General features: G+C 44.8%; 12 protein-coding genes. 5 read left to right on the forward strand and 7 right to left on the reverse strand.

The window, feature by feature from the left end:
• Window positions 1-185: 185 nt before the first annotated feature.
• Window positions 186-1,907: a methyl-accepting chemotaxis protein gene (locus Q1A86_RS01070; RefSeq protein ID WP_299801877.1), complete on the forward strand. Its 1,722-nt coding sequence runs from the start codon at window positions 186-188 to the stop codon at window positions 1,905-1,907.
• A 106-nt stretch (window positions 1,908-2,013) separates the two neighbouring features.
• Here the strand turns inward: Q1A86_RS01070 and Q1A86_RS01075 are convergent, their stop codons facing one another.
• The 3 genes from Q1A86_RS01075 to Q1A86_RS01085 form a co-directional block, all read right to left on the reverse strand.
• Entirely contained in the window at window positions 2,014-4,929 is a 2,916-nt protein-coding gene (locus tag Q1A86_RS01075) for a valine--tRNA ligase (RefSeq protein WP_299801878.1), read from the reverse strand.
• Between the two features lie 20 nt (window positions 4,930-4,949).
• Window positions 4,950-5,441, reverse strand: a complete 492-nt coding sequence (locus Q1A86_RS01080) for a DNA polymerase III subunit chi (protein ID WP_299801880.1) — start codon at window positions 5,439-5,441, stop codon at window positions 4,950-4,952.
• Between the two features lie 266 nt (window positions 5,442-5,707).
• Window positions 5,708-8,272: a PKD domain-containing protein gene (locus Q1A86_RS01085; RefSeq protein ID WP_299801881.1), complete on the reverse strand. Its 2,565-nt coding sequence runs from the start codon at window positions 8,270-8,272 to the stop codon at window positions 5,708-5,710.
• 432 nt (window positions 8,273-8,704) lie between these two features.
• On the opposite strand from Q1A86_RS01085, the gene Q1A86_RS01090 reads away from it, so the two are divergent.
• Window positions 8,705-9,214: a hypothetical protein gene (locus Q1A86_RS01090; protein ID WP_299801882.1), complete on the forward strand. Its 510-nt coding sequence runs from the start codon at window positions 8,705-8,707 to the stop codon at window positions 9,212-9,214.
• 17 nt (window positions 9,215-9,231) lie between these two features.
• Here Q1A86_RS01090 and Q1A86_RS01095 read toward each other — a convergent pair whose 3' ends face one another.
• Window positions 9,232-11,325, reverse strand: a complete 2,094-nt coding sequence (locus tag Q1A86_RS01095; protein ID WP_299801883.1) for a winged helix-turn-helix domain-containing protein — start codon at window positions 11,323-11,325, stop codon at window positions 9,232-9,234.
• Window positions 11,326-11,562: 237 nt separating this feature from the next.
• Between Q1A86_RS01095 and Q1A86_RS01100 the strand changes: the two genes are divergently transcribed.
• Both Q1A86_RS01100 and Q1A86_RS01105 read left to right on the forward strand, forming a co-directional pair.
• Complete coding sequence (locus Q1A86_RS01100; protein WP_299801884.1) at window positions 11,563-12,798, forward strand: DEAD/DEAH box helicase; 1,236 nt, start codon at window positions 11,563-11,565, stop codon at window positions 12,796-12,798.
• A gap of 68 nt (window positions 12,799-12,866) precedes the next feature.
• Complete coding sequence (locus Q1A86_RS01105) at window positions 12,867-13,775, forward strand: LysR family transcriptional regulator (protein WP_299801885.1); 909 nt, start codon at window positions 12,867-12,869, stop codon at window positions 13,773-13,775.
• A 20-nt stretch (window positions 13,776-13,795) separates the two neighbouring features.
• Here Q1A86_RS01105 and Q1A86_RS01110 read toward each other — a convergent pair whose 3' ends face one another.
• The 3 genes from Q1A86_RS01110 to Q1A86_RS01120 form a co-directional block, all read right to left on the reverse strand.
• The gene (locus tag Q1A86_RS01110) at window positions 13,796-14,329 is read right to left on the reverse strand and encodes a peroxiredoxin-like family protein (protein WP_299801887.1); all 534 of its coding nucleotides are present in this window, start codon (window positions 14,327-14,329) and stop codon (window positions 13,796-13,798) included.
• Between the two features lie 97 nt (window positions 14,330-14,426).
• Complete coding sequence (locus Q1A86_RS01115; protein WP_299801888.1) at window positions 14,427-14,963, reverse strand: nuclear transport factor 2 family protein; 537 nt, start codon at window positions 14,961-14,963, stop codon at window positions 14,427-14,429.
• 267 nt (window positions 14,964-15,230) lie between these two features.
• Window positions 15,231-15,485: a hypothetical protein gene (locus tag Q1A86_RS01120; protein ID WP_299801890.1), complete on the reverse strand. Its 255-nt coding sequence runs from the start codon at window positions 15,483-15,485 to the stop codon at window positions 15,231-15,233.
• A 313-nt stretch (window positions 15,486-15,798) separates the two neighbouring features.
• Here Q1A86_RS01120 and Q1A86_RS01125 point away from each other — a divergent pair, with 313 nt between their 5' ends.
• Window positions 15,799-17,121, forward strand: a complete 1,323-nt coding sequence (locus Q1A86_RS01125) for a hemolysin family protein (protein WP_299801892.1) — start codon at window positions 15,799-15,801, stop codon at window positions 17,119-17,121.
• Window positions 17,122-17,266: the final 145 nt, after the last annotated feature.

Below are 17,266 nucleotides of genomic sequence, written 5' to 3' on the forward strand. Positions count from 1 at the left end.
CGAGTGAATTAATCTTACTCTTGTGATTAATATCAATAATTTACATACAGGTTTTATATTTGTGTATCAAATTAGGGCAATTTCACTATGCTGCTCCGGCAGCATTTTGCCCCTGGTCGGGTAACTGCTTAAGATCTCTTTTGTTTTCATGATTCCATTAATACTCGTGGAGAACAGGAATTAGTATGTCTGTATCAATAGATCAATTAGGCCATGACGAGATCCGCCAATCCAATTTGGCGCAGTCGAGCTTTACTTCAGTTTTTAAATCGGTTCGGTTTCAACTTAAATTTATAGTATTTCTAACCGTAATATCATTTTTATTCTTGGGCTATAAAGGCATAACGGGCATGCAAGATGCCGGAGAGTCGATAGGCGAGCTGCATGCCGAAGGTATGCAGCATAGTATTCGCGCAGGTAAAGTTCTTAATGAATTAGCGACAGCACGTAGTGAGCTGCTATTGGCATTTCAGCATGATCCAAGTAGTCAATTTTCTGAAATGCATAACCATCCTCTCACGCAGCATATTAGCCAAGCACAAATGGCTATCGCCATGCTGCATGACATCATCGATAATGAGATCTTAGGGGCGAAATTAGATAATGCTGAACGTCTGCAAGTGAATCGATTAAAGAGCCAGCTCGACAGTGTTGTCGCTCAGGGATTTAATCCAACTATAGATGCGCTCAAACGAGGAGAGTATGAAGCAGCAAACCGAGTCTTGCTGACAAAGATTAACCCTATGTTTAAGAATATTACTGCTGAGGCGCAATCATTCTTAGATCTACAAGTCGTTGGAGGCGAAGAGAGCTTCAAGCGTTTTAATCAAGATATGCAGGTTTACATAACACTTGTGGCGCTCTTCTCTATCGTCAGCATGTTGGTTATTTCGATTAGCTCGACTTTGATCGTTCGCCGTATGGGTAAGGCAATGACAGAGCTGGAAACGACAGCCGTCGATATTGCTAATGGCGATCTCACTAAGCGAATCGAGATCGGTGGTGATGACGAATTCTCGCATATTGCTAACTATGTAAATCAAATTGCCGCGAGGTTTCAACATGCGGTGCAAAACACTCATGAGTCTACCGCTCGCTTAGCCAGCGCAGCCGAAGAGAACTCAGTGGTCGCGACCCAAGCTGTGCATAATGTTATTGAACAGCAGCAACAGACTCAGCAAATAGCAGCGGCTATTCAGCAGTTTACCATAGCGGTACGTGATGTTGCACAAAGCGCAGAGTCTGCAGCGAGTACATCTGAGGACGCAAATAATGCGGCGCATCAGGGCCAAGTCGTGGTAGGTGAGAGCATCGAGGTGATAGAGACCTTATCTACCGAGATGGATGGCGCGACAGAGGCGATGCAAGTGTTGTCTAAATCGTCAGATGATATTGGCAGTGTCGTCGATGTCATTCAAGGGATCTCGGAGCAGACTAACCTGCTCGCGCTTAATGCTGCCATCGAAGCGGCACGTGCGGGTGAGCAAGGCCGGGGCTTTGCGGTTGTCGCCGATGAAGTGCGGGGACTTGCTAAGCGAACCCAAGACTCGACAGAGGAGATCCAGAAGATGATCCAACGTCTGCAGCAAGGAGCGCGTGACGCTATGTTGATGATGCAACGCGGCACTGAACAGGCGAAATTGAGCGTGGATAAGTCACAGCAAGCCGGTGCAGCCTTAGTGCAGATCATGGCGAGTATCGAGCAGATTAATCAGTTAAATATTCAGATAGCGACGGCATCGGAAGAGCAGAGCTTAGTAACAGAAGAGATCAATCGCAATATCATCAATATCAGTGATATTTCCGATCAGACCGCGGCAGGGGCCGAGCAGGCTCAAGCGGCGACGCTTGAATTAGCTAGCCTTGCTGAAAACATGCAGCAAGAGATCACTTATTATCGAGTCTAATACGATTTAAGTATAAAATTTGAGATAACAAAAAGGGCTGTCGATGACAGCCCTTTTTTATTGTCTCGCTTCCATGATGGAAGCGAGTTTTCAAACTAACGTTATATTAGCCTTCTAGCTTTGCAAGCTCAGCTTTTTGCTCAGTTAGCTTATCCATATCACGCTGGTATTCGGCTTGCTTGGCACGCTCTTTTTCAATCACGGCAGCAGGGGCTTTAGCAACGAAACCTTGGTTAGATAGCTTACCTTCGATACGCTTGTATTCGCCAGCAGCTTTCTCAAGTAACTTGTCGATACGCGCCACTTCTTTAGCGACGTCGATTAGACCTGCCATTGGGATCAATAGCTCCATGTTGCCTACAAGTTGTGTAGTCGACATTGGCGCAGTTTCACCGTCAGCTAGAATCGTCATAGACTCAAGTTTAGCTAGGGTCTTGAAGAAGGTTTGGTTGGCCTCTAAACGAGCCTTATCTTGCTCGCTCACACCACGTAGAAGTGCGTTTAGCGGCTTAGAAGGCGCGATGTTTAGCTCTGCACGGATGTTACGAACCGCAACAATCACTTGCTTAACCCACTCAAGATCTTCCATCGCTGCTGCATCAACTTTGTCAGCTTGATACTCTGGGAATGGAGCTAGCATCAGGCTATCGCCTTCAACACCAGCAAGCGGCTTAACGCGCTGCCAGATAGTCTCAGTTAGGTATGGCATGATTGGGTGCATTAAACGCTGCATCTGCTCAAGTACGTTAACCAAAGTATGGCGAGTACCACGAAGCTGGGCTTCGGTGCCACTTTGCATTACAGGCTTAGTCAGCTCTAAGTACCAGTCACAGAACTGGTTCCAAGTGAACTCGTAAATCGTGTTAGCAGCTAGGTCGAAACGGTAGTTCGCCATGTGCTCGTCAAAAGATTTAACGGTTTCATTGAACAGGCCAATGATCCAGCGATCTGCAATCGATAGCTCCATTGCGCCTGGCTTGCCGTCAACAAGAAGCTGCCCACAATCTAATGCTTCACCAATTGCATCATCGTTTGCATCATCAGTTTGCACTTCTGTGTTCATCAACACGTAACGTGATGCGTTCCAGATCTTGTTACAGAAACTACGGTAACCATCAAGACGCTTCATGTCCCAGTTAATGTCACGGCCAGTTGATGCCATAGATGCTAGGGTAAAGCGCAGTGCGTCAGTACCGTGTGGCTCGATGCCGTCGGCAAACTCTTTACGGGTGCTCTTCTCAATCTTAGCCGCAAGCTGGGGTTGCATCATGTTGCCAGTACGCTTTTCAACTAAAGACTCAAGATCGATACCGTCAATCATGTCTAGTGGGTCAAGTACGTTACCCTTAGACTTAGACATCTTGTTACCGGCTTCATCACGGATAAGGCCTGTGACATAAACCGTCTTGAACGGAACTTGTGGCTTGCCATTTTCATCTTTGATGAAGTGCATGGTCATCATGATCATACGGGCAACCCAGAAGAAAATGATGTCAAAGCCAGTTACCAACACATCTGTTGGGTGGAAAGCTTTAAGCTCAGCTGTATCTTCTGGCCAGCCTAGTGTAGAGAATGTCCACAATGCAGAGCTGAACCAAGTATCAAGTACGTCGGCGTCTTGGCGTAGAACTACTGAGTCATCAAGTTTGTGTTTAGCACGTACTTCAGCTTCATCGCGGCCAACATACACTTTACCGGCTTCATCGTACCAAGCTGGGATACGGTGACCCCACCAAAGCTGACGTGAAATACACCAGTCTTGAATATCGCGCATCCAAGAGTTGTACATGTTCTCGTATTGCTGAGGTACAAACTTGATATCGCCGTTTTCAACAGCTTCCATAGCGGTCTTAGCCATAGGCGCAACAGCTACATACCACTGGTCTGTTAATAGTGGCTCGATAACAACGCCAGAGCGGTCACCGTAAGGGACTTTCAATGCGTGTGGATCGATTTTGCCAAGTAGGCCCAGTGTTTCAAATTCTTCAACGATAGCGCTACGTGCTTTGAAGCGATCAAGACCGGCATAACGCTCTGGTAAGCTATTATCTAAATCGTTGTTTGCAGTACCATCGGTATTAACTACTTCAGCGCTTGAACGGATCGCCGCGTCGATAGTTAGGATGTTGTACATAGGTAGCTCGTGACGCTTACCGACTTCATAGTCGTTAAAGTCGTGCGCAGGAGTGATCTTCACACAACCTGTACCGAATTCCATGTCCACATAATCGTCAGCAACGATTGGGATAAGACGGTTTACGATTGGTAGAAGAATAAACTTACCAATGAGTGATTGGTAACGTTCATCTTCTGGGTGAACCGCAACAGCGCTGTCACCAAGCATGGTTTCAGGACGCGTGGTCGCTACTTCTAGGTAATCTTTACCGTCAGCTGTTAAAGCGCCATCGGCTAGCGGGTAGCGGAAGTGCCACATGCTGCCTTGCTTTTCTTTGTTCTCAACTTCTAAGTCAGAGATAGCCGTGTGAAGGGTTGGATCCCAGTTCACAAGGCGCTTACCACGGTAGATAAGGTCGTCTTCGTAAAGGCGTACAAATACTTCTTGTACGGCGTCAGACATACCTTCGTCCATAGTGAAACGCTCACGGTCCCAATCTACAGAAGCGCCAAGACGACGTAGCTGTTTGGTGATAGTGCCACCCGACTGTGCTTTCCAGTCCCAGATACGGTCGATAAAGTTTTCACGGCCAAGATCGTGACGGCTTAAACCTTCTTCAGCAGCGACTTTACGCTCAACCAGCATCTGAGTTGCGATACCTGCGTGGTCAGTACCGACCTGCCAAAGGGTGTTTTTACCCTTCATACGCTGGTAACGGGTCAAGGTATCCATGATGGTATCTTGGAAGGCGTGGCCCATGTGCAAGCTACCCGTCACGTTTGGTGGCGGGATCATGATGCAATAGTTGCCTTGAGACTCATCGCCGTGTGGCTTGAAGTAACCTTTCTCTTCCCAGTTTTGGTAAAGAGACTGTTCTATAGACTGCGGGTTATATGTTTTTTCCATGGGAGCGTGTTTATCTCAAACTAAAAATGAATAGGTTGTGTTGCTATATCTTGGGTGGTTAACGCTATCCCAAGTGCGCGATACTGTCTGTAGCGATCGCGAGCAATCGCTTTATGGCTATCGTCGTTAGCAACGAAATCGATAATCTGTCCAAAGTTTACCGCAAATTGCGGTACTTGGTCTGCAAGATTAATCAGAAGATGACGATTTTTGTTGGCACCAAGTCTATCAAAGCCAATTTCTACTGGCGCGCCGCCTAACGGGCCTTCACCTTTAAGGTTGTGAGGCACGAAAGATTGTGGCTCAAATTGCCAAAGTAATTCGTCAATCGCGTAAGCTTGCTGCTGGTCTTGGCAATGAATGTAGACTAACTCTTGTCGAGTAAAGGCCCGCTCGGCGAGTTGGCAGGCAAGAAAATACACTTGCTCAAGCGCCGATTTGGGCGCATTAGATGCCTGAAGAGCATCTTTTGGCATCAGATAAAACTGAGCCTGAGTCTGACTTGGCGACATGCTTAAAACCTGCTTGAAGACCCGCTCGAAGTGATAGTTGGCTATAGCTTCGGCTTTTGGCTGACGAAAGAGAGGATTTTACACTAAAAGTCGCTCAGAGATCAGCCTCTAATCGATTTATCTGCAGTAATTGCGGTAATTAATGTATTACCATTTCTTAGTAATTGATTTTTAATTTAAACATGTAAAGTGATGGTCGATTTATATTGCTTATTACGCAATATAAATCGACCATTTCCTGGTGCGGAATGAGCAAGATTTAAGCTTTAATTGTCCTTGTATTGCAGTGATATGGCGGCACCTGCAAACTCTGGGTTGGCTCTGACATGGATATAATGCCAACCCACTGAAGCCGAAGGGATGATGACGAGCTCCTTGTTGGTGTTGTCACTGGAACTGTGATCCCAGCTTTGAGAGTTTGGTCTGTCATCGAAGCGGTGAAGCATATCGGCATTACCGGTTCCGTGCTCTACTCGGATTTCGATGGTTTTACCGGCATCTTCACTACGAACTAAGTGAGATAATTGAATCTGTCGATTCTCTTGCGTGGTTGCTAAGCAGTATGTTTTATTAGCCTCTAACCTGCCCCCTGAGATTGGAGAAGCACCTTTGCTACAAACATCTTCAACACTGGATATCGTCACATTTGCTGCGTCTTGATTACGTTTACCTTGAGCATCCGTGACAGTGAGTACCGCAGTGTAGTTGCCAACAGATGCGTATTGGTGAACAGGGTTGGTATCTTGACTCTGGCTGCCATCGCCAAAGTCCCAAGAGTAATGGCTAATATTGCCATCGGGATCGTAAGAACCATCGCTATTAAATTGGATATTCTCGTTAATCATTGCCGTATAGGGGCCATTAGCATCAGGGAGTGGCGCTGCATTGCCATCGACTTGATAATCAGCAGTTAACTGGACATCACTAAAGTCGTTATAGCCTCTTAACATGACGTGATAAATCCCTGCTATCGCTTCAGCAAAGATACATTCCTCTTTGTTGCCAGCTTTGTACGGGCGGCAATCAAAGTCTGAGAGGTTAGGCTCTTGTGCGATGCGAACATAGAGATCCGCATCTCCTGTGCCACCTTGAGTCTTGATGCTCACAGAGCTCGCATCATTAGGCACTTCAAAGGTGAAGTGGCTGTCTTCTCTTTGCTTGCCTGACACGGTTTTAACAACGCCTTTCTCTAGTACTGTGTCGGCTCCCCCTGACACTTCAACTAAGACATCGGTTTGGCTAACTGCGCCGTGATTATCAGTTACGGTTAGGGTCGCTGTGTATTTCCCTGCTGTCGTATAGGCGTATTTAGGGTTCGCAAGGCTGCTAGTATTGCCATCGCCAAAATACCAAGAATAACTGGTTATTTGGCCATCAGGATCCATCGAGCCATCACTACTAAAGCTAATTTCTTCATCGCTCGAGCCAGTATACGGGCCATTAGCTATAGCAATTGGTAATTCATTGGGTTGGTTATTGTCACCGCTGTGGCTAATAGTAAAGTAATCAACCAAATCGCCTTGAGGGCCAATCACGTTCATAGTTAACACTTTGTCATTGATATCAAGCACCATAGAGCCTCGTCCACCATAAATGTAATCAGTTGGGTGACGCTTGCCTGAGGTGATATCGTCTTCGGTGACGACTCTTGCATAACCGCTGCCGCCACCCGAGCCTGAGCCATGGGTAATATAGACGGTACCAGAGTTAGCAGCTCCAGCTTCTTTTATGTAAGCTCCATCGCCATCAAGTCGTCCATCGCCTGAATTAATTTGATGTTCGCTTGAGCGGAAGCTATCTGATTTACCATAATGGCCATTGATTAAGGTGGAGCGAGTGTAAAAGTGGTTGTGTCCAGACATCACCAGATCAACGCCATGTTCTTCTAAGATTGGACTGAAGTTTTCTCGCATTTTGATCATGTTATATTCAGTATCGGAGTCATGACCGCTTTTGCCATATACAGGGTGGTGAAATACTGCAATGACCCACTCAGCATCTGTGCTTGCTAAGTCTTCTTTTAACCACTCATCCATAGGGCCTGTTAATTCATAGTGCTCTCTATCACTTGAGTTGAGTACCACTACATGTATATTTCCGTAATCAAATGAGAAGTAGGCTTCTTGGCCAGAGGCAACCCCGCCAGCCTCGGCATTTTTGGGCATACTAAATAGATCGTAATAGCCACCTGTGCCGGTTTCTACTTTGGCGGTACGATTATCATGGTTGCCCATTACTGGCCATAAAGGAGATTGTTTGAGCATCTTAGGGTACTGATTAAAAACCGCATTTTGATACTCTTCGATGGTTCCATCGTTGTAGGCGTTATCGCCAAGCATCATCCAAAAGTCTGTGTATGCCCCTTTACTATATTGATAGTAGCCATCGCGAACAATTCTCTGTCCGTCTGTTGTCGGGTCGGTCCCGGCGCGCCCTGGATCGCCTAGAATCCAAATTCGAGTGGGGGTGGCGCTGCCTTGGATTGGAGAGGTTTCAAAGAAGGTCTCTGAATTATCTCCTGACAACACATTGTCTTGGTCTCCTACTGCATAGTAGTAACGAGTTAAGGGGGAGAGGTTATCAAGTTCGACGATATGAGTGGTGGTTAATTCAGAACTAGTGATGGTTTGATTAAGCGCATTTAATTGGGTTCCGAAGTGAACTTGGCTGGTTGAAGGTTCATCGGTATCCCACCTAATTATCATACTGGAGTCGGTGCCGAGCTGAATATAGGGCCCACGAGTAATCTCAGTTGCCGCTACGGGGAGTGTCGCTAACCCTAGTGTTAGCAAGGCGGTTATTTTTAGTTTTGTATGAAGATGATGTCTCATAGTTTCCTCCTAATTAAATAGGGCATGTGGTGTTATTTTTCTTATCCTTTAACGCTGGATAGAATGATTCATTCTTACTAGTTAAATTCATGCCCTTTAGTCGCTAGTTTGCGCTAGCGCATTCACTTGTTAATAAATGAATGCTCGAATAACTATTAACCACTTTTCGTTTTTAAAATGGTAGCCTTGCTAGCTGATATAACCTGATGAAGGCTGATTTTTGCTGATGAATTAAGTGTTTAGTCTCATCTTTATGAATGCTTGATTGCATATTGGTGCATTTGTCAGCAGGAGGTATTTGAAAGACTTATTCAGGATTGATACCTTGAGAGAACAATAATAACAAGGTTCACTAGGTAGGTAGCTATGGTCAGAGTGATGCTGAGAAGAACACTTTTTATGATGCTCTATATGTTTTTCGGACAATCCTGTATGGCCTCAGAAATCATTTCCCCTGGCAGTGAGTGGCGTTATTTTGATGGTGCGGATATATCTGCTACTTGGTTCCTTGCAGATTTTGATGATAGCCACTGGCCAGTTGGCCCAGCACAATTGGGTTATGGTGAGGGCGATGAAGCCACAATTACCGATTTTGGTCCAAACCAAGCAGATAAATATCCTGTTCAATATTTCCGGATTAACTTTTTCCAGAGAGAAGTGACAACCGATAAGGTCGTACTTAGATTGCTGGTCGATGATGGAGCGAGAGTATATTTAAATGGAGAGGTTATCTTTGAGGTAAACCTAAGCTCGAGTAATAAAGCACAGCAGTTAGCAGACAATTCATTAATTGAACATGTGTGGATAGAGGCTCAATTAAATGATATTAAGCTGAATCAAGGAGATAATATCTTGGCTGTTTCAGTGCATCAACTCAGTCACAAAAGCTCGGATTTAAGTTTTGATCTCGCGTTGGTCAGTGGCATCAGCTCTGGGCAATGAACCCAAGTGCTAACTAATTAAGGATTATCGTTGGTTAAATCGATGGACCAGAGGTCGCTATCGGTGAGGGTTTTCTTGGTGGCTGACAATCCGTATAGGCGCTTTTGGGGGCGAAATTGAGCATCAAATTTTGACTCAAGCGGTGTCACTTCTATGTCACCAAAATCCATATTTAAGTTGAAAATACTGCCATGGCTATCGATCCCCCAAATGGCCTTATCTGATATATCCCAGTTTCTGTCGATAAATAGTTTGTCGCTATGTTGGAGCTTTTCTGGGAGCCCTTGCCAATCCCAGCGCCATAAGCCCTTTCTAGTCGAGTCTGTAAACACTATCGCCTTAGCATCTTTTGTTAGTCGGGCCTGATACATATCAAAGCTGGATAAGTTACTGCTTTGTTCATCAGCGAGTTGATAGTGCTTAAGTTGCCAAGTCTTTCTGTGTATTTGCTGGATAAGCTGGCTGAACAGCAGGCTGTGGTTATTCTGCCAACCAATAAGGTGAAGAGGCTGCTGGAGTAGCCAGTTGACAGTCACGACTTCAGAGTTTACGTCGAATACCAGTAAACCATATTGGTTATCTTTTTTGACGATACTCGCCAAATGTCGACTATCAGGAGACCAATTAATATCATAAATTTCATCAAACTCTGTGCCTGGAATAGGATTGATGTCATTACCTTGCCTATGCCACAAACTCTTTATATTGGTTCTATTTGATACAAATACAAAACTGGTGGCATCGGGGCTAATTGTCAGTTCAGTATCAGATGACAGAGACTCGGTTAACGGATAACTGGTATTGAATGACTTTAAATCGATATAGTGACCTTCGTGTTGAACTTGTTGATGGCTAAAAATAAGCTTTCCGGTTTCTGGCGAGTAACTTAAGTCGTAATAAGCGGGGAAGGCTTCTGTCGTTTTGATTAATTGTTGCTGGCCTTGCTTGTCGTAGGCTGTGATGCCTGTTTTGGTAGAAACGAGTAGCTGCTGCCCATTAAACCAATCAAACCCATATATTGCACTTTCAAATGTTGAGATCTGGGTGGTATTGCCATTGAGGTCGGTAATAAAGACAGCCGTTTCTGTTGGCGCAAACTGTCTTAGAAATGCGATGTATTGGCCGTCAGGTGAAAACTTAGGGTATTTATCTTCAACACCAATTACAGATGCAGTGATAAGGGTTTGCTTACTGGTTTTTGGCTGCCAAGTATAGACCCCATGATTATGCTGATCGATATGACTCTGGGTATAAGCAATTAAATCTGTAGTCGGGTGCCAGTCTAAGCCTAAACTAGTTGATTCTAGTGCTAGCGCTTGTTCCACCTTAGTGTCACTCAGATTTATGATGTTGATATGGTATGGGGCGCGGTCATTCATAGCTTCAGCAATAACGGCTAATTTGCTTTTGGTTGCCGAAAATACAGGGAAGGAGTAGCGGACATCGCTCTCACCGATATTCATCGCATAGGTTTTTTCGAGTGAGCGTAGCATTAAGGTATTTTTGTTGTGTTGTGACCCGCCGATAAACACAATACTTGAGCCATCACTTGAGACGTCTGGCATAAAGTTATCAGATTTATCGTAGGTAATGCGCTTAAAAGTGAAGTCTTGGGGGGGATTTTGTGGGGCATGAGCTTGGCCAAAAAATATCATTGCAAACAATAACAGGCTAGCAATTGCAGCTAATGTCATTTTATTGCTTGGGCTAATTTCAGTGGCTGATTTAGTTTGCGTCTTAGTATTGTCTGTTTTGTTATCGCTCTGGGTGAGCTCTGTTGCCGGTAAAACTGTAATTGGTGCGACAACTTTATAACCCACTTTTCTTATGGTCAGGATAAACCTAGGTTGATTCGCGTCTTCATTGAAAAGGCGCCTTAGGTTTGACATGACGCGGTTTAGCGCATCTTCAGTGACGACTTGGTTAGGCCAGAAAAGCTCAAACAGTTCAGCTCGAGTGACCACTTCTCCAGCTCTGCTTGCCAGATATTGTAATATCATCATGGTCTTAGGCTCTAAACGAACCTCTTTATCGCCATTAAAAGCTAAGCTTTTATTGCAATCAATTTTCCATTCATGAATTAGAAATAGTTGAGCTAGTTGATTCGGCATATTGTTTCTTGGCTTTAATCACCATATTTTTATTATGTTTCATTAAATCACTAGTTATTAAAGCAGAGCAATAACTATTTGTTTACAATTTAAGAGCTGCAGCGAGTATGGAAATCATCAATAGCGAGTTTATTTGTGAGTCACTTTTCAGCAATTATATAGCTGCTTGCGTAGATAGTTTTACTAATAGTGCGGCTGTCGCTACACTCCACTCAATTGCCGTTATTAGTCCATATTATGAAATTCTCCGAGCTAAACCTTTGCACCGAAATCTTATCTAACCTACCCAATAATCTGGTTGCCGCTACTGACATTCAAAGGCTTGCCATCCCTGCCGTCCTCGCAGGAAAAGACCTACTGGCGCTAGCGCAAACCGGCAGTGGTAAAACTTTTGCCTTTGCTTTGCCACTGCTGCAAAGCATCATTAAAGATGATGCTAATAACTGCGCGATTAAGGCGTTGGTGATAGTGCCTACTCGGGAGTTAGCACAGCAGGTCGGCGAGGTGCTCCAATCAGTGTCTGCTAGTATTGAAGTGGCTGTTTTATGTGGTGGGGTTGATAAAGCTGAGCAGATCCGAGGATTAGAGAGCAATCCTCAACTCGTGGTGGCAACACCTGGCAGGCTATTAGATCTATTACGTGAACAGCAGCTGTCACTTGAGTCGGTAAAGCAGTTAGTACTCGATGAGGCTGATAGGTTAATGGAGATGGGCTTTTGGCCCGATCTTGAATGCATACTTAAGTTTATTCCGAGTCAGCGACAGACCCTGTTATTTTCGGCAACCCTCGCGCCAGCATTAAATGAAAAGGCGCTTGGTTTGTTACGCGCTCCTGTAAAGGTTGAAGCGCATGCGGCTAATAGTGTGGTCTCTGATATCAATGAGTCGCTTTATTTGGTCAATAAAGGTGATAAAGCTAGGGCGTTAACCGCACTTATTCAACAACATCAATGGTCGCAGGTTTTGGTGTTTATCAATGCAAAAGATGACGCCGATAAACTCGCTAAACGACTGGTTAAAGCTGGCATTAATGCGAGCGCTTTGCACGGTGATAAAGACCAGTTAGATAGACAGCAAACATTAGCCGATTTTAAAGCCCTAAAATTACCGGTTTTAGTCACGACAGATCTTTTGTCTCGTGGTATTCATGTCGATGCTTTGCCGGTTGTTATCAATCTGGATTTACCAAGTAGCGCTCCTGTATACGTACATCGTATTGGCCGCACTGCGCGAGCGGGAGATGAGGGCCTAGCGATTTCCTTAGTGTGTCATGGCGAAGCCGATAGCCTAAAGGCGATTGAGATGCTAACTCAGCGAGAGTTTAAACTTGAAACTCTTCAAGGATTTGAGGTGACTGATAAACCTTCATCGGGTGAGAGTAAAAGGGCGCCACGGGATAAGAAGGCCAATCGCCGCAGCCTCAATAAACGCAGCGCCAAAGATTTTGCCGCCAAAAGGCCAAGACGCACTTAAGCGGCATCAATCTAATTTGATGGGCTATTAACAGCTGCTGTTTACGGCTTTGGAAATAGAGAGAGTAAATGGATCAACTAGGTGCAATGAAAGCCTTTGTCCGAGTGGTACAAACTGGTAGCTTCTCTGCTGCAGCGAGGGAGCAAAATAGCACTCAGGCGACAATCAGCAAGAAAGTCGCTGCGCTGGAGAATTTACTCGGCGCCAAGCTACTCACTCGTAGCAGTCGTGAACTTTCGATGACAGAAGTCGGAGCGGTTTATTATGAAAACTGTGTGGCGATTATCGGTGAACTCGATGAAGCTGAGGCACTAGTACGCTCTCAGCAAGCTTCACCGAAAGGCGTTTTACGTGTTGCGGCACCAGTGGTATTTGGCTGTCAGTTTATTGCGCCTATCTTGAGTGACTTTCTTAAAAACTACCCAGAGATAAAAGTGGATCTGATGCTTAGTGATAAGCATGTCGATCTGGTTGCCGAAGGTGTAGATGTTGCTATTCGTGCTAAGCAACTTGAGGACTCCTCCTTGGTGGCAAGGCATTTATTCGATAACCCTTTGGTGACGGTAGCCTCGCCCCAATACCTAAATTGTTTTGGTGAGCCTGAAGCGCCTTTAGATCTGAAGCCCCATAACTGTATCGTCTATTCGATGTTGAAGTCGGTCAATATCTGGCACTTTCAACAAGCTGGTGGAAGTGGTGACGATATTTCGGTGCCTGTGAGCGGTAATTGCCGCTGCGATAATGGTGAGGCGATATTGCAGCTTGTTCTTGATGGTGTCGGCATTGCTCAGCTACCGATCTGGATGGTCGATGAATATATTGAGCAAGGCAAGCTGATAAGAGTCATGGCGGGTTACAGCTCTAATCCCTTGCCCTTTAATGCTATCTATCCTCAGAGTCGCTATGTGCCGTTAAAGGTGCGTAGTTTTATTGATTACCTAAAGCAGCGCTTAGCGGAAGACTCAAGCTACCGTTAAGCGATGCCATAGCTCAAAGACTAACTATAAGTACCACGGATAGGGTAATTATTCTCAGGATCACGAATAAAGGATAGACCTGACAGAAGTGTTGCCAGTTCTGGACGCGCAAACGGGCCATTGGAAATATCAATAAGTTGCACTGTGCCTTGGTCGTTGATAACAAACAAGCCGGGCTCGGCAAACGGGTGGTCAGTTTCCTTTTCTGAACGCGGATGAGAGATATAAAGCCCCAACTGCTGCATATTCTCAATAGTGAGGTTGTAAGCGATAGGGAAGCTGACCGTTAAGTTGGTCTTATGAAACTGTGCTTGCTCAAGAGAGTCCGCAGAGGCAGCAACTATGTCTATGCCCAATTTTAGAAAATCAGCCGCTAATTTCTCCACTTCATTGAGGTAACGCGTGCAGAGTGGGCAGTGCTTGCCCCGATAAATAATCACTAAGCGCCAATCACAACCTGAATCGGGCGTACCAAGTGAGATTGACTCCCCAGTTAAGGTGGGCAGTTGAATGTCAGGAAATGGTGCTCCTGCAGTAAACTTCATTGATGACATATCATTATCCTTCTTGGCTAGCTAGCCAATAATGTGTACTTTTTTATTAAGGATGAAGGAGCGATGACGGCCTTCATCAGTTATTTCAGTCACAAGGTTAGATTGAAATGTAATTGTAGCTGTCATCTTGATGATTGCGTTTACCGCGGTATTTATCACTGAAATTGTCGGCCCAAATCGCTGTGGCATTTTGGTTTTGGTTCCAGTCAAATACCGTAGAGCGATGTTTAATTTTCCATACCCCAGCGCGACGTTGGAAGCGAAAGTGATGTCGCCCGCCTAGAATGCCCTCTTTATCAACACCGTCTTCTTCGTGTACATGATAGGCCCAGACATAAGCCTCTGCGGTAGCTGTATCACCATCGATCTCGATAAGGGGATTACTAATTCTGTGCTGCGTGGTTTTTAAGGCTCTAAAGCCTTCCATTGCAGGTTCAACAAATTGATGAGCGTTATCATTGTAAAAGAACAGATCTGGGAAAATGGGATCTTGATGTTCTTCAACCGCATCTTCCCAGTAGGTGGATTTCATCAGTTCACCATCGACTCGGTCCAATGCTCGAGCAAACTTATACATAAGTTCTGTCATCTCTTGCTTGTCTAATAACTGTTGAAGTTTTTGCTGCATATCCATGGTATCAATCCTCATTATCTTTGATGTACTTAAATAGGGCTGGGGCAAAGGTTATTGCGCTAGCGCTTAATTCTTTGAGCGAGCCTTTAAAGCGATGAGGAGATATTAACTATTCACTTTTATTTTGATAACTAGGCTTGAGCCTATACCAGCTATTCCATTACGGAATAGAACAGAAAGGGGAGTGGCGCGGACAGGTAGCAACCAAGACTGCTTGGCAAGTTACTTTCTTTTTTAGCACTTACTTGGGTTACTTACTTTTTAGTGTTATTTGTTTTTTGGTAGGTCTCTCGCGCCTAAAAGACGACCGAAAAAATATGACAGGCCGATGGTTTTGCGTAGGTGTTCGGCCCAAAATGCACCGGCAATAAAACCGACAGCAGTCCACAGTGGCACCATATTTGAGTAGATTTGCTCGGATTGCAGACTAATTATCACCCCAATAAAAGCGCCTACTAAACTCGGTGACGCGGCAATTGCCAGCCATTGTAAAGCGTGTACAAACCCTGCAATAAACTTCATAGATTATCCTTAATCTCACTTTGTGATTCAGAATACATTATCACAGCTGGATATTTGGTGTTGGTTGTTTTCCATACAATCAAAGGGTTGCTTCCATCAAATAAGATAAGTTTAAGTGATAAAAAATTAATCGCTCACATAGGTCAATTTATTAGCTGGTGAGTTCTCAATATTGCGGATATACTCCGCGCTCGCGCCAATAGAGGTTGGTCATTATACAGAGTTCTGCTTGGAGACTAATGAGTCTTTCCAGGGGAAATAATGATATGCAGTAGAGGGATAGGTGTGTTTTTAGTTTTTAGAAAGGTGCTAAATGAGCTTCTTTGATAATGCTGTGATTATATTACTCCTAATTGGAGTGAGTTGTTTTTTTTCGATGTCAGAAATTGCCTTAGCGGCTGGGCGCAAAATTCGCCTACGTCAGCTCGCGGCTGAAGGTGATATCCGAGCTAACAAGGTGCTGTTACTGCAAGAGCAACCAGGTAACTTCTTTACTGTGGTACAGATAGGTCTAAATGCCGTGGCGATTATGGGTGGTATTGTGGGTGAGTCGGCTTTTACTCCTCATATTCACGCATTTCTATCGACTTGGTTGACCGGCCCTTGGCTAGATAAAACCAGCTTCTTATTATCATTTTTGATTGTAACCAGTCTGTTTATCTTGATTGCCGATCTCATCCCTAAACGTTTAGCGATGGCTTTTCCTGAAAAAGTGGCCATGACCTTTGTTGGCCCTATGATGGTCTGCATCGTGGTGCTAAAACCTCTCGTATGGTTTTTTAATGGCTCGGCTAACTTTGTTTTTCGCGTGTTTCAAGTTCAGACCGCACGTAACGATGCCGTGACCTCTGATGATATCTATGCTGTGATGGATGCGGGCGCAGAAGCGGGCGTGCTCGATAAAGGCGATCAGCTGATGATGGAAAAAGTGTTTGAGATGCAAACCATCCCTGTGACTGCGGCGATGACGGCACGTGAAAGCTTGGCTTACTTCCTATTACAAGATAGTGAAGAGGAAATTAGAACCAAGATTGCAGAGCAGCCCCACTCAAACTTCTTGGTTTGTGATGAGCAGTTAGACACTGTTGTGGGTATCGTTAATGCCAAAAAATTACTGATTTGCCTCATTAACGGTGAAAGTATAAGCCTTACCGATAAAAAACTGGTGACCAACTGCTTTATCATTCCTGACACATTAAGCCTGTCAGAATCGATGGATTACTTTAAGAACAGTCGCGCAGATTTCGCGATAGTGATGAATGAATACTCTTTGGTTGTGGGCGTTGTGACGGCAAAAGATCTGCAAGACGCGGTGATGGGCGCTTGGTCTTTGCCTGAGAGTGAAGAGCAGATTATCGCTCGCGATGAGCGCTCTTGGTTGATGGATGGCGTAACACCTATCACCGATGTGATGCGTGCGCTGGATATTGAAGAGTTTCCGCAAAACCATAACTATGAAACCATTGCCGGTTTTATGATGTTTATGCTGCGTAAGATCCCGAAGTGCACCGATTCAGTCAATCATGCTGGCTTTAAGTTTGAAGTGGTGGATGTGGATAGTTACAAGGTGGATCAGCTTTTAGTTACGCGCATCGATGAGTCGATTAAGGCAGAGGAGCTAGAGGTTAAGGCTTAGCTTTATTTGCTAATTCTTAAAGCCAGCCTCTGCAGCGCTTGGATCTAGTCTAAGGTGAGTCAAATCTGACTCACCTTCAATCTTTACTTATTGCCGAATCGAAATTTACAACTATCAATTCTTAACTCTCTGCTTCAACAATCTA

The sequence above is a fragment of the uncultured Shewanella sp. genome, assembly GCF_947497935.1.
In the GTDB taxonomy this organism is placed as follows: domain Bacteria; phylum Pseudomonadota; class Gammaproteobacteria; order Enterobacterales; family Shewanellaceae; genus Shewanella.

Coding starts and splice junctions, on each gene's coding strand:
- Q1A86_RS01070 (WP_299801877.1), top strand. CDS start 186: ATGTCTGTATCAATAGATCAATTAGGCCATGACGAGATCCGCCAATCC.
- Q1A86_RS01075 (WP_299801878.1), bottom strand. CDS start 4,929: ATGGAAAAAACATATAACCCGCAGTCTATAGAACAGTCTCTTTACCAA.
- Q1A86_RS01080 (WP_299801880.1), bottom strand. CDS start 5,441: ATGTCGCCAAGTCAGACTCAGGCTCAGTTTTATCTGATGCCAAAAGAT.
- Q1A86_RS01085 (WP_299801881.1), bottom strand. CDS start 8,272: ATGAGACATCATCTTCATACAAAACTAAAAATAACCGCCTTGCTAACA.
- Q1A86_RS01090 (WP_299801882.1), top strand. CDS start 8,705: ATGGCCTCAGAAATCATTTCCCCTGGCAGTGAGTGGCGTTATTTTGAT.
- Q1A86_RS01095 (WP_299801883.1), bottom strand. CDS start 11,325: ATGCCGAATCAACTAGCTCAACTATTTCTAATTCATGAATGGAAAATT.
- Q1A86_RS01100 (WP_299801884.1), top strand. CDS start 11,563: ATGAAATTCTCCGAGCTAAACCTTTGCACCGAAATCTTATCTAACCTA.
- Q1A86_RS01105 (WP_299801885.1), top strand. CDS start 12,867: ATGGATCAACTAGGTGCAATGAAAGCCTTTGTCCGAGTGGTACAAACT.
- Q1A86_RS01110 (WP_299801887.1), bottom strand. CDS start 14,329: ATGTCATCAATGAAGTTTACTGCAGGAGCACCATTTCCTGACATTCAA.
- Q1A86_RS01115 (WP_299801888.1), bottom strand. CDS start 14,963: ATGGATATGCAGCAAAAACTTCAACAGTTATTAGACAAGCAAGAGATG.
- Q1A86_RS01120 (WP_299801890.1), bottom strand. CDS start 15,485: ATGAAGTTTATTGCAGGGTTTGTACACGCTTTACAATGGCTGGCAATT.
- Q1A86_RS01125 (WP_299801892.1), top strand. CDS start 15,799: ATGAGCTTCTTTGATAATGCTGTGATTATATTACTCCTAATTGGAGTG.